Origin of the sequence: Phocaeicola plebeius DSM 17135, from assembly GCF_000187895.1 — a bacterium.
In the GTDB taxonomy this organism is placed as follows: domain Bacteria; phylum Bacteroidota; class Bacteroidia; order Bacteroidales; family Bacteroidaceae; genus Phocaeicola; species Phocaeicola plebeius.
In genome coordinates, this window is the sequence record NZ_DS990134.1 from 137,199 (window position 1) to 149,841 (window position 12,643).

9 protein-coding genes are annotated in these 12,643 nt (G+C 47.0%); 3 read left to right on the forward strand and 6 right to left on the reverse strand.

Annotated features, from left to right (window positions below):
* The first annotated feature begins 7 nt into the window (after positions 1-7).
* Together BACPLE_RS15465 and BACPLE_RS15470 are read left to right on the forward strand one after the other, a co-directional pair.
* Positions 8-3,199, forward strand: a complete 3,192-nt coding sequence (locus tag BACPLE_RS15465) for an efflux RND transporter permease subunit (protein ID WP_007563653.1) — start codon at positions 8-10, stop codon at positions 3,197-3,199.
* Between the two features lie 9 nt (positions 3,200-3,208).
* Positions 3,209-4,576 (forward strand): efflux transporter outer membrane subunit, encoded by a 1,368-nt coding sequence (locus BACPLE_RS15470; RefSeq protein WP_040313394.1) that lies wholly within the window; start codon positions 3,209-3,211, stop codon positions 4,574-4,576.
* Between the two features lie 155 nt (positions 4,577-4,731).
* Here the strand turns inward: BACPLE_RS15470 and BACPLE_RS15475 are convergent, their stop codons facing one another.
* Both BACPLE_RS15475 and BACPLE_RS19025 read right to left on the reverse strand, forming a co-directional pair.
* Entirely contained in the window at positions 4,732-5,391 is a 660-nt protein-coding gene (locus tag BACPLE_RS15475) for a carbohydrate-binding family 9-like protein (protein WP_007563657.1), read from the reverse strand.
* Between the two features lie 31 nt (positions 5,392-5,422).
* Positions 5,423-5,575 (reverse strand): YqaE/Pmp3 family membrane protein, encoded by a 153-nt coding sequence (locus BACPLE_RS19025; RefSeq protein ID WP_081458141.1) that lies wholly within the window; start codon positions 5,573-5,575, stop codon positions 5,423-5,425.
* Positions 5,576-5,799: 224 nt separating this feature from the next.
* Between BACPLE_RS19025 and BACPLE_RS15480 the strand changes: the two genes are divergently transcribed.
* On the forward strand, positions 5,800-6,753 hold the full coding sequence (locus BACPLE_RS15480; RefSeq protein WP_007563661.1) for a FimB/Mfa2 family fimbrial subunit: 954 nt from the start codon (positions 5,800-5,802) through the stop codon (positions 6,751-6,753).
* A 510-nt stretch (positions 6,754-7,263) separates the two neighbouring features.
* Here BACPLE_RS15480 and BACPLE_RS15485 read toward each other — a convergent pair.
* From BACPLE_RS15485 to BACPLE_RS15500, 4 genes are all read right to left on the reverse strand, one after another.
* Entirely contained in the window at positions 7,264-7,692 is a 429-nt protein-coding gene (locus BACPLE_RS15485) for a Fur family transcriptional regulator (RefSeq protein WP_040313333.1), read from the reverse strand.
* 80 nt (positions 7,693-7,772) lie between these two features.
* Positions 7,773-8,960 (reverse strand): C1 family peptidase, encoded by a 1,188-nt coding sequence (locus BACPLE_RS15490; protein WP_007563667.1) that lies wholly within the window; start codon positions 8,958-8,960, stop codon positions 7,773-7,775.
* Between the two features lie 40 nt (positions 8,961-9,000).
* Entirely contained in the window at positions 9,001-10,599 is a 1,599-nt protein-coding gene (locus BACPLE_RS15495) for a dipeptidase (protein WP_040313334.1), read from the reverse strand.
* 376 nt (positions 10,600-10,975) lie between these two features.
* Entirely contained in the window at positions 10,976-12,550 is a 1,575-nt protein-coding gene (locus BACPLE_RS15500; RefSeq protein ID WP_007563673.1) for an Rne/Rng family ribonuclease, read from the reverse strand.
* Between the last annotated feature and the right edge of the window lie 93 nt (positions 12,551-12,643).

The window sequence follows — 12,643 nt, forward strand, 5'->3', positions numbered from 1 at the left end:
GACGATTATGAAAGGAAATATATTCATTAAGCGGCCGGTGATGGCCCTCTCCATATCGGTCTTGATTCTGATAGTGGGATTTATATCACTTTATACACTTCCTGTGGAACAATATCCTGACATTGCTCCGCCTACCGTGCGTGTGGAAGCCACTTATACCGGTGCCAATGCCGATGCGGTGATGAACAGTGTCATCATGCCGCTGGAAGAGAGTATCAACGGGGTAGAAAACATGATATACATTACCTCTACGGCTACCAATGCGGGTACAGCCGAAATCCTGGTGTATTTCAAGCAGGGGACCGACCCGGATATGGCAGCGGTGAATGTGCAGAACCGTGTGTCTGCCGCACAAGGTCTGCTGCCTTCCGAAGTAACTGCTATTGGCGTCAGCACCATGAAACGCCAGAACAGCTTCCTTCAGATTAACAGTCTTATCAGCCCCGACAAGCGTTATGATGAAACCTTCCTGGCCAACTACCTTGACATCAATGTGATTCCTCAGGTAAAACGTATTCAGGGCGTAGGCGACGTGCAGCTGATGGGAGATACTTACAGTATGCGTATTTGGATGAAACCCGACAAAATGGCACAATACGGACTGGTTCCTTCTGATGTGACAGCCGTATTAGGTGAGCAGAACACGGAAGCACCTACGGGCTCATTGGGTGAAAGTTCGGACAATGTGTTTCAGTACACCATGAAGTACAAAGGTCGTCTGAAGAGCGTGGAAGAATTTGAAAACATGGTCATACGTTCGCAAAAAGACGGGTCCGTGCTTCGGGTAAAAGATATTGCGGAAGTAGAACTGGGGCGTGAGTCCTATAGTTTCCATGGCGAAGCAGATGGAGTTCCGGGAGTTACTTTCATGGTCTTCCAGGTGGCTGGTGCCAATGCTACGGCTGTAAACCAGGAAATCTCCGACTTGCTGGATGATATTTCAAAAGATCTTCCGGAGGGAACGGAGTTTATTCAGATGATGAGTGTGAACGACTTCCTTTTTGCTTCTATCGACAATGTGGTTGAAACCCTGGTGATAGCCATTATCCTGGTAGTGTTGGTGGTTTACTTCTTCTTGCATGATTTCAAGAGTACCTTGATTCCTTCCATTTCCATCATTGTGTCACTGATTGGTACGTTTGCCTTCCTGTCGGTAGCCGGATTCAGTATCAATATCCTGACCTTGTTTGCCCTTGTGCTGGCCATCGGTACTGTGGTGGATGATGCGATTATTGTAGTGGAAGCCGTACAGGCCAAATTTGATGTGGGGTATCGCTCGTCTTATCTTGCCACAAAGGATGCCATGAGTGATGTGACGATGGCCGTTGTGTCGTGTACCTTTGTCTTTATGGCTGTATTTATTCCGGTGACTTTCATGGGAGGAACTTCCGGTGTGTTCTACACTCAGTTTGGTATTACGATGGCGGTGGCTGTGGGACTCTCCTGTATTAATGCCTTGACGCTCTGTCCGGCTTTGTGCGCCATGATGATGAAAGCTTCTGACACGGAGAAAAGCATCAAGAGCTTCAGCGGTCGTATCCGTGCGGCTTATACCGTGTCATTTAATACGATGCTGGGTAAATACAAGAAAGGACTGATGTTCTTCTTCCATCATCGGTGGACTGTATGGGCTTCACTGGGTGTTGCCACTGTATTGCTGGTATATCTGATGTCGACTACCAAGACCGGACTGGTGCCTCAGGAAGACCAGGGAACCATGATGATTAATATCAGTACCTCACCTGGTAACTCTTTGGCTGAAACCAATAAGGTGATGGACAAGGTGCAGGATATATTGAAAGCCACTCCGGAGATAGAGCATTATTCGCGTATCACGGGATATGGATTGATTTCCGGGCAGGGAACGTCATACGGTACGGTCATCATCCGCTTGTATCACTGGGATGAACGAAAAGGAAAGGAACATTCGGTAGAAGCTGTCATGAAGCGCCTGAATGCCCAGTTCAGCGAGATAAAGGAGGCGCAGGTATTCTGTTTCCAGCCTGCCATGATTCCGGGATACGGAACCGGTAATGCGGTGGAACTTTATATGGAGGACAAAACGGGAGGCGACATGCAGCCGTTCTATGAGTCCGTACAGAAATTTATCATGACCCTTAATGAGCGTCCGGAAGTGGCAATGGCTTATAGTTCATACGCCATGAACTTTCCTCAGATTGCGGTGGATGTAGATGCAGCTAAATGCAAGCGTGCCGGAATCAGTCCGAGTGATGTGCTCGATGTGGTGGGAGCCTATTGTGGAGGTTCGTACGTATCTAATTACAATAAGTATGGAAAGGTATACCGTGTCATGATTCAGGCTTCACCCGGTGCCCGTTTGAATCAGCATGCACTGGACAACATGTTTGTGCGTAATGGAACGGAGATGGCACCGGTCAGCCAGTTTGTGACGCTGCGTTCTGTCTTAGGTCCGGAAATTGCCAAGCGTTTCAACTTGTATAATACGATTGATGTGAATGTGAACGTGGCCGAGGGATATTCCACAGGTGAAGTCCAGAAAGCCATTAAGGAGGTTGCAGCACAGGTACTTCCTTCCGGCTACGGTTATGAATATGGAGGTATGGCACGTGAGGAAGCCAGCAGCGGAGGAGCACAGACCGTCTTTATCTATACCCTCTGCGTGGTATTGATTTACCTGATTCTGTCTTGCTTGTATGAAAGTTTCCTGGTGCCGCTGGCCGTGATTCTGTCCGTACCTTTCGGATTGATGGGAAGCTTCCTGTTTGCCCGTGTGGCAGGGTTGGAGAACAATATCTACCTGCAGACCGGTGCCATCATGTTGATTGGTTTGCTGGCTAAAACAGCCATCTTGATTACAGAGTATGCCATTGAACGCCGTCGTAAGGGTATGGGTATTATCTCTTCTGCTTACTCGGCAGCTCAGGCCCGTTTCCGTCCTATTATCATGACCGTCTTGTGTATGATTTTCGGTATGCTTCCGTTGATGTTCTCATCCGGTGCCGGAGCAAACGGAAACAGTTCATTGGCCACGGGTGTAGTAGGAGGTATGCTGATTGGTACGTTGGCCCTGCTCTTTGTGGTTCCGATTTTCTTTGTGGTGTTCGAATATCTTCAGGAAAAATTGCGTGGCCCTATGCAGAAGGAACCCGACCAGCAGATTCTATATGAGAAGGAACAGACCTTGATTGAGAAAAGTGCCTTTAACACAGAAAAGTAAATGAACAATATGAATACATCAAAGATAATCGCATGTGGCGCAACGCTCTTGCTGAGCAGTTGCGGAATATATACCAGCTATAAACCGCAGACCTCGGTTCCCGAGAACTTGTACGGCGAAGAGGTCACAGTTTCCGATACGGCAAGTATCGGAAACATTCACTGGCGGGATTTCTTTACCGATCCTTATTTACAGGATTTGATTGAAAAGGGGCTGGCACAGAATACAGATGTGCAGACAGCCAGTCTGCGTGTGGAAGAAGCGAAGGCTTCTTTGCTTTCGGCCAAACTGGCTTTTCTTCCTTCCTTTGCTCTTTCTCCGCAAGGAGGCGTCAATACAGTGGAAGGCAGCAAGGCTTCACACACCTATACGCTTCCGGTGACGGCCAGTTGGGAGCTGGACATTTTCGGGAAACTGCGTAATGCCAAACGTCAGGCTAAATCTGCTTATCTGCAAAGTGAAGATTATAAGCAGGCAGTATACTCCAGCCTGATAGCCAATATCGCGAATACATATTACACGTTATTGATGCTCGATGAGCAACTGGAGATTTCCCGTCAAACAGCCGATACGTGGAAGGAAACCGTGGAGTCTACGCAGGCTCTGATGGATGCGGGACAGGCCGATGAGGCTGCCGTTTCACAGATGAGGGCTACTTATTATGAGGTGGAAAATTCAGTGATGGATTTGGAAGAACAGATTAACCAGGTGGAAAACAGTCTGTCTTTGCTGCTGGCAGAAACACCGCATAAGATGGCGAGGGGAAAACTTTCCGGTCAACAGTTCACTTCACGTCTGTCTGTGGGAGTTCCACTTCAGATGCTTTCCAACCGTCCGGACGTGCGTATGGCCGAACGTGACCTGGAACAAGCGTTTTATGTGACTAATCAGGCCAATTCAGCCTTTTATCCGTCCATAACCTTAAGTGGAAGTGCCGGATGGACAAATTCGGTGGGCGGACTGATTACCAATCCGGGCAAGTTTGTTACCTCAGCCTTGGCTTCACTGACGCAGCCGCTGTTTAACAGAGGGACATTGATTGCCCGCCGGCGCATTGCCAAGGCACAGCAGGAAGAGGCTCTTCTGGCTTTTGAGCAAAAGTTGCTGGATGCCGGTACGGAAGTGAACGAAGCGCTGGTGTCTTATCAGATAAGCAAAAGGAAAAAAGATAATTACGAAAATCAGGTGGCTGCCCTGGAAAAGGCCTTCACCAGTACGTCACTGCTGATGCAGCATGGCAATACTACTTATCTGGAAGTGCTGACTGCCCGGCAGACGTTGTTAAATGCCCAGCTCTCTCAAACCGCTAACTGTTTCAAGGAGATACAAAGCCTTATCAACTTGTATCAGGCGCTGGGTGGAGGACAGCATATTTAGTTCTCTTTTTTTAGTTTCTATTGTGTTTGCAGGCGAATGTTGCTTGACTGTTTTTCCTCTTTTCTCTCTCTCATACTTATATTCATTTTTTGTATTCATACCCTGAGAGGAAAACAGTCAAGGACATTCGTTCTTGTTTTTATTGGGTCAGTTTCTTATTCAAACAGAATCTTGCCGAAGAATTCCGGACAATGAAAACAAGGTTCCGGCAAGTCTATCTTGTTCCATGACAGGAAATGCGGGGTATGCTGCTTGTCGCCGCATTTGTAGAAATTGGCACGCGCAGTCATTCCTTTGAAACCTTTGAGCTGATGACGGAAAAATGCTTCCTTTGGGATGCAAAGGGCCAGTTGCCAGCTGCATTCTCCCATACGTTCTTCAAAAGGAGCTTTGTCGAGCGAGGTCCAGCGGTCTACTTTTCGGGTGATTTCCAATGGTGCATGAGGTCTGTCGCCCGGTCTTCCGCCGCCGATAAGCAAGGTACCTCCACAGTTGCATTCAAAGTTGTAGTAGATATTTTCTTCCTGGTCTTCGGGAAGCTGGAAGAAGAACTCACAACAGGAGTCTTCCCATACTCTGCCGTTGTCTTCCGCTGCTACGGCACGTATGCTTTCTTCCTTGACGCGGTAGTTCAATAAAATAGCCTCTCCTGTGTGAGCCATGCGGAATTCCACCTCAGGGCGGTAAGGATAGGCGTTCCAGTTTACACAGTCGATGGCCTGAAATTCAATATGGTTTTCATCGAGCAATGCCGGAATGTCTTTTGCGGGAACAAGCGAATGTCCCGTAATTTCATGTACATGTAATTCTTTCATAATGTTTCTTTATTTAGGAATAGAGTTAGATTTAGTTCTTGTTGAGGATAATCAGGGCACCGATTACGCCCGGAATCCATCCACACAGGGTAAGGATGAAGACAATCAGTACCGATCCGCAGCCTTTGTCAATTACGGCAAGAGGCGGAAAAATAATGGAGAGAATCACTCTGATTAATGACATTTCTGTATCGTTTTTAGAAATTTGCAGGAAAGTTATTGAAAAGATTCGGAACTGGCAATAATTTGTGCCAGATTCAAAAACATTCTTTGTTTTTAGTTGTTATTTATAATAGAAAAGCATGAAACTATAAACATATCTCTGAACCTGTTCTGGTTTTTATCTCTATTCGTTTCTCTGATGTCTTTATGGCTTGATTCTTTTTTAATGTTTTTATCTTATTAATTATGAAAAAAATAGTTTTTGGAGTTTTAGCTTTGTCTGTGGCAACTGTTTCATGTGTGAAAGATGATTGTGTTCTTAACGAAGAAAAAGAGGGTCTTGTCACTCCTCGTCTGGAATCTCGACTTGCAGATAATGAGAGTCCCTTATCCGGTATTTTGGAGGCATATCCGTGTAATGCGGGAACTTCTATTTTCTGTGGAAACTATGTAAACGATAAGTTATCTACGTTTTATGGTTTTTACCATATTCAGGATGGAAGTATTTATGGGGATAATAATCGGGAGATTTCACTTCCTGTCGGGCAGTATAATATGGTGTATTGGGGAACTCCTCAATATGAAGAACCTATTCATACTACACCGGCTATCAGGGAACCGGGTTTGTCGATAGGGAGTGATTTGTCTAATCTTTATTTTGAATTAAGGCAGAATTCTTCGGATACAACTTATATTCCTGTGTTCGACCTGGTGTATGGCAGACAGAATGTGAACATTGGTGAAGAAGACTTGCAGGCCAATATGCGCAGGGCAGTGGCAGGCTTGAAAGTGATTGTAAAGACAGCGAACAATGGAGTCATCAGCTCGAATGTGGAGAGTATAAAGGTGCATATTGGCGGAATTGCAGAAAAACTGAATCTGTATACGGCTGAGCCGGAGAATAAAGAGAAGACCGTTGCTTTTGACCTGGTTCGGTCTGTCGACAATACGGAAATGAGTAATGCCATGATCATGTTATTCCCTTCAACGAATAATCCTTTGCTGCAATTGTTCATCACATTGAAAGATGGAACGGTGCATCGGCTGGCGCGTAATTTGTCATCTACCTTGGATGCAAATACCCGTTTAACTTTAAATGTGGTGATTGGTAATATTTTTTCGGGGGGAGGAACCGGAAACTTTACCATCGAAAACTGGAATGAAGCAACCGAAACCATTGAATTTCCAGTGGTGGATTGAAGAAAGAAAAGAAAAATTCTGAGTTCCTCCTGGCTTAGACAAATAAAAAACGAGTGTATCGAAGCAGATACACTCGTTTTTTTATGATACCTGTGAAAGGTATTGTATACAGTAAACTTTACAACTTTCTGTCAAAAAGACCGAACATCCCCGGTCCGCAAAGGGGTTACACACTCATTAGCTGAGCATTACGTAACCCCAAATCATCGGGTCTCCCTTGAAGACCTTCTGAATGAAATTCTTCATCGTTTTCATGTTGTTACCCTTTCTTTTTAGTGAATAAAAAACTTTAATACCTTAAATCTAAAACCTAATCTAAAAATACGTCGTCATCCCGACGAGGTAAAAACAATCTTTTTAAATCCTATAACAATCTTTTTTCCTGGTAACCGTTGAACTTTCGTTCTTGATTACGCTGCAAAGATAGAGCTTTTTTGAATAGAATATATGTTTTATAACATGAAATTTTGATTTTCCGGTGTTTTATTGATGTAAATCAACAAAACGGCTTTAAACGGAGTGCTTGGCGGCGCACTTGGCGCAGATACCCTTCACGATGTAGTTCACTTTTCGGGCAATGAATCCCTCGGGCAGGTCGATGTGCGGTATCAGGTCTTCGTTCAGGCAGTAGGTGTTCTGGCAGATTTCGCAATAGAAGTGGCAATGGGCCTCTTCTTCGTGGCAGTGTCCGTGGTTGTGGCAGATGCAGTATTTGTGTGAGCCGCTACCGTCGTCTACACTGTGTATCAGGTGGTGCTCGTGAAAGAGCACGAGGGTGCGGAAGATGACCGACTTGTCGATGCTGTCGAGTTGTCTTTCCAATGTGCTCAGGCTGAACGTGTCACTGTTTCGGGCAATGGCTTCATAGATGAGCAGTCGGGTAGAGGTGGGACGGATGCCGGCCGACTCTAAAATGGGAGTATAGTCTTCAGTTTTCATAAAAAAATGGATGCTTATCTGTTGACAGCAGCAAAGATAAGCATCCATTTTGGTAACCTGGTTGTTTTTCAGGCAGGTTTTTAGTCGGCCAGTCCGAGCTTTTTCTTCATGTCCTTGCTCAGGGCATCTTTGTGTACAAGTACGTAGATGGTCTTGGCACGTACGTAGCTTTCCGACATGTTCAGGTAACCGCCAAAATCATTGCGGTCGGTTCCCCAGGAGTTTTTGGTGATGTAGTATTTCGTGCCGTTCTGGTCCTTGGCGATGCCGGTGAGGTGCATCAGGTGGTCATCGGTTGTTACGAAAGATTCGTATCCTTTCTGGCGGATTTCGGGAGTTACCTTGACTTCCGGACAAGGATATTCAAACTTGAAGGCTTCGTTGAGTCTTTCCTGTGCATCCATACCTTGCCAGCGGGCAAAGTCAGTGTCCTTCAGGTCTTCTGTCTTTCCGGTTTCCGGATTGATGGCTACTCCGTGCTTGAAAGAGAAACCTTTTTCGCTGACGTCTCCGTCCCAGCATACGGTATAGCCGTTTTTCAGCGCATAGTCTGTAGCTTCCATCATCTCATCCAGCGGAAGGTTATACATCTTGGCATGTTCCCAGTTGTCGGGAATCTCTACTTCAAAGGCCTGGTAGTAGGGCTTGTGGGTAAAGCTGGTCAGCATGACGTAGTCTTCGGGATGGATGTCCAGGCTCTGTGCGAAGGACTGCGGAGTGTATTCCTTGCCTTTGTAGGTGAATTTTTCAGGCAGTTCGCCCATGTAGATGTCGAACAGGCTCTTGATCAGCTTGTCGTATTCCGGGCTGCGCTGGCGCATCTGTACGGCCTTTTCGGCAATGACTTCCATATAAGAGGCCAGTTCCTTGTGGTTGTGGGTAGGGGAGTTGTAATTGATACCGCTGTACACTTCTTCCGGCACGATACCTACTTGAGTGAAAGCCGTAAACCAGCTGGGTGAGATGCTTCCCTGACCGATGTTGCCTTTTCCATGGCGCAGGTAGTTGTCGTTCAACTGGTTCATGTATTTCTGACGGACAATGTACATTTCCGAGAGATCAAATTCACCTTTTCCCTGACGCAGGAGTTCGGCTTCGATGAAAGAGGTAGTGGCAAAGCACCAGCAAGTACCGGTGGCAGCCTGATTCTTGACCGGAGTCACTTTCTGGTTGACTACGGTAGTAAACTGGTAGCCTTCGGCCTTGGGCTGTGCCTGAACGGTGGCCGAAGCAAGAAGTAATGCAGAGATAAATGTAACTGTTTTCATATTTTTCTATGTGTTTTTTTACGTGTGTATTAATAAGGAATCAGAATCCGAAACGGTAGTCATTCCAGTATTTGGCAGTCATTTCGTCCCAGCGCAGAAGGGTAGCTCCGATAAAGTCTTTGGTATAGTCGGTCAGATAAGCCTTGGCAGCTTCTTCTCCCTGACTCTTGACCAGCTCGGCATAGCGTTGTTCCACCATCGGCAGTTCTTCCAGTCCTTTTCTTTCAAAATGGAGCAGGTTCTTTTCCAAAATCTTCCGGGCATTTCCCCATCTCACGGTAGCCAGCTTGTTGGCCTGGCGATAGTGCCACAAGGCAGCATCCAGGCGGTAGCGGTGGTTGCCGCAAATCTTGAACATTTCCGGCAGGTCGGTCGTACCGCAGAAGATGGGCACGCGCGGACTCTGTCCGGGGTTGTCCATGCCAAACCAGCAGACACCTCCCACGGCATCCGGAAGCCAGTCGCGCAACTGGATGACGGTAGAGTACGCACATTGCGGCACGGCCACGTTGCGGTTGGCTGTCACGGCACCTTTTTGCAGTGCATTGAACAGCTGTACCTCGTCGGTACGCATCCACGGGTTGGCACGCGGGCTGGTAATGGTATCAGTCTTTCCGGTTTTTCTGTCCTTGACAGCCACTTTCAGGTTTTTCGTTACGCTCCATTCCGTACCTTCATACGTCTGGCGAAGGTAAGCCATCACGTCGGCATTGCTGATTTTCTTTTCCGGTTTTACACTCAGCGGCAGTTCCTCATCGTCCATGCTAAGCTTGAGCGACGGAGCCAGTGTGCTCAGGATAAAGAACTCGCGGATGCTGAATGCCTGCATCTTGCCGAAATAGTTCGGACCTCCGTAAACTTTCCAGAACTTGAACGGTTCCTTGCCGTCCCACAGCTTGAGTTTCTTGGCCACGCTGAACACGTTTTCAGAAGCCATATAGTTACGTGTATCCTTCAGGTTGAGCGTGCTGATGCGTGAGATATTGGCCGATACGCCCACTTCATCGTCGGGGATACGTACGGCAGCCCATACACCGCCAATCTGGTCGGGGCCTTCGCCGAAGATTTCAAAGTGCCATACTTCCTTCGGGTCGGCAATGGTCAGACATTCGCCCGAATCGCCATAACCGTATTCCTTCACCAGCTTGCCCATGAGCTGAATGGCATCGCGGGCCGTAGTGCAGCGTTGCAATGCCACGCGGGCCAGTTCTTCAATCATGAACATTCCTTTAGGGTTCCGCAGGGTATCCCGTCCGCTGATGGTGGTTTCTCCCATGGCCAGCTGCTTCTCGTTCAGGCACGGATAAGCCGTATCCAGAAAAGCGTAGGTATGCTTGGTCTGCGGAATCTGTCCTTTCACGGTCAGTTTCGTCTGGTCGTTGACCGATTCCGTGTGCATGCGTCCGTCGTAAATGTTCATCACTGTGTCGTTGGCAAAATCTGCTGCCGGTACTACGTTTACCCACGTACGGTACCAGCTGTCGCAAGTGTGGCTTGTCATGACAGAGCCGTCAGTTGAGGCCAGTTTCCCCACCATGATGCTGGTACAGCAGTCCGGATCGCGCGGCAAAGTCTGTTGTGCCAGTGAAAACTGAGAGAATGTAACCCCAAGAATAAATAAAATGCTACGTATTTTCATGTTTTTGTATTAAAATGATACTTGATTGCAAAGGTAGTAAAAAAAGGAGGAAATCAACAAGGGCATAGCGGATAAAAACTGAATTCCGGTGTGCAACGTGCGGGATGGGGTAAGAGAAAACACAGGTACAGTTTTGTTTCAGTGCTTTTACGGCAATTACGTTTTTCACCTGAGAGACCTGTGTTTCCCGGTACGGAACTCTAGGTTTCTCAGACGAAAAACATAAGGTTCTGCCAAGGGAAACCTAGACAATGTGGAATAGTTATTCTTTTATCTGCTGTGCGTTTGTCAATCAGGAAAGAGAGGATGAAAGGCCTTTGTGCTGGGAGACAAAAAAGGCCGTCTCCCTTGTTTGCGATGGGAGACGGCCTTCTGATTATTTAATTTCGAATTCTTCCTTCATGTCCATTTCCTGGTTGTTCACGTCAAAGAATTTATATTGCAGGAACGCCAGGTTCTGGTTCGGAACGATTTTGATGCCAAATCCATATTTCATCTGCCATTTGCGCTTCATGGACATGAGTCCCTGATTTACGTAGGCAGCGACATAAGGATGAATGTGTAGCGTGAATTTCTTCACTTTCAGCTTGTTGACCATATAGTCAATCTTACTTTCCAATGTATCGGTAAACAGAATGGAAGGTTTGATTTTTCCTTTTCCGAAACATACGGGGCAGTCTTCATCAGTAGTAACATCCATGGCCGGACGCACACGCTGGCGCGTGATTTGCATAAGTCCGAATTTGCTCAGAGGAAGGATGTTGTGCTTAGCCCGGTCTTTCTGCATGTTCTGGCACATGCGTTCGTAAAGTTTCTGCCGGTTTTCAGCCAGGTTCATATCGATGAAGTCTACCACAATGATACCTCCCATATCCCTTAGACGAAGCTGGCGTGCCAACTCATCGGCTGCGCCCAAATTCACGTCGAGTGCGTTCGCTTCTTGTCCGTTGGTCGATTTGGAACGGTTTCCGCTGTTTACGTCCACCACATGCAGTGCTTCCGTATGTTCGATAATCAGATAAGCTCCACTCTTGTAGGAAACGGTTTTCCCGAAAGAAGATTTGATTTGCTTGGTGATGCCGAAGTTATCGAAAATAGGGAGCTGGCCGGTGTAGCGCTTCACGATGCCCGTACGCTCGGGAGCAATGAGTGCTACATAATCTTTTACTTCGTTGAAAACGGTTTCGTCGTTCACATAGATGTTTTCGTACGACGGGTTGAACAAGTCGCGCAGCATGGCTACGGTGCGGCTTGTTTCCTCATAAACCAGTGAGGGCAGTTTGGTGGCCTTCTGTACTTTCGTGATGGTTTCTTCCCAATGTTTCAGCAGGACTTTCAGTTCCGCATCCAGTTCTGCCACGCGCTTTCCTTCGGCCACGGTACGTACGATGACTCCGAAGTTTTTAGGCTTGATGCTTTGCAGCAGTTGTTTGAGGCGTGCTCTTTCCTCGCTGGATTTGATTTTTTGTGAAACGGATACTTTGTCGTTGAAAGGTATCAGTACCAGATAGCGTCCGGCGAACGACAATTCGCAGGTCAGTCGCGGCCCCTTGGTGGAAATCGGTTCCTTGACAATCTGTACGATGACTTCCTGTCCCTGCTGGAGCACGCTGGAAATGGTTCCATCCTTTTCAATGTCGGGCAGCATGGAAGCTTTCGACATGGGATAGAGCTTTTTCCGGTCGCTGATTACTTGCTTGAGGTACTTCTGGTAAGAATGAAATTGTGGTCCCAAGTCCAGGTAGTGAAGAAAAGCGTCTTTCTCAAAGCCTACGTCTACGAAGCAGGCGTTGAGGCCGGGCATGAGTTTCCGGACTTTTCCTACGTACATGTTGCCTACGGAAAAGGAGAGGTTTCGTTCCTCTTTCTGAAACTCTACCAGGTTCTTGTCCTCCATGAGGGCAATAGAGATTTCCTTGGGCTGTACGTCTACTACTAATTCGCTTGTCACTTTCTTACTTGGTTTTTTGTTTTTACTAGGTTGCTAATTACACAAAGAACAAACCTGAAAGACTTTTGTTGAGCTTTGCAAGTTTGTTCTTTA

What these genes read in the sequence shown, in the direction of transcription:
- BACPLE_RS15495 (WP_040313334.1), bottom strand. Translation starts at nt 10,599, where the DNA reads ATGAAAATACGTAGCATTTTATTTATTCTTGGGGTTACATTCTCTCAG.
- BACPLE_RS15485 (WP_040313333.1), bottom strand. Translation starts at nt 7,692, where the DNA reads ATGAAAACTGAAGACTATACTCCCATTTTAGAGTCGGCCGGCATCCGT.
- BACPLE_RS19025 (WP_081458141.1), bottom strand. Translation starts at nt 5,575, where the DNA reads ATGTCATTAATCAGAGTGATTCTCTCCATTATTTTTCCGCCTCTTGCC.
- BACPLE_RS15470 (WP_040313394.1), top strand. Translation starts at nt 3,209, where the DNA reads ATGAATACATCAAAGATAATCGCATGTGGCGCAACGCTCTTGCTGAGC.
- BACPLE_RS15490 (WP_007563667.1), bottom strand. Translation starts at nt 8,960, where the DNA reads ATGAAAACAGTTACATTTATCTCTGCATTACTTCTTGCTTCGGCCACC.
- BACPLE_RS15475 (WP_007563657.1), bottom strand. Translation starts at nt 5,391, where the DNA reads ATGAAAGAATTACATGTACATGAAATTACGGGACATTCGCTTGTTCCC.
- BACPLE_RS15465 (WP_007563653.1), top strand. Translation starts at nt 8, where the DNA reads ATGAAAGGAAATATATTCATTAAGCGGCCGGTGATGGCCCTCTCCATA.
- BACPLE_RS15480 (WP_007563661.1), top strand. Translation starts at nt 5,800, where the DNA reads ATGAAAAAAATAGTTTTTGGAGTTTTAGCTTTGTCTGTGGCAACTGTT.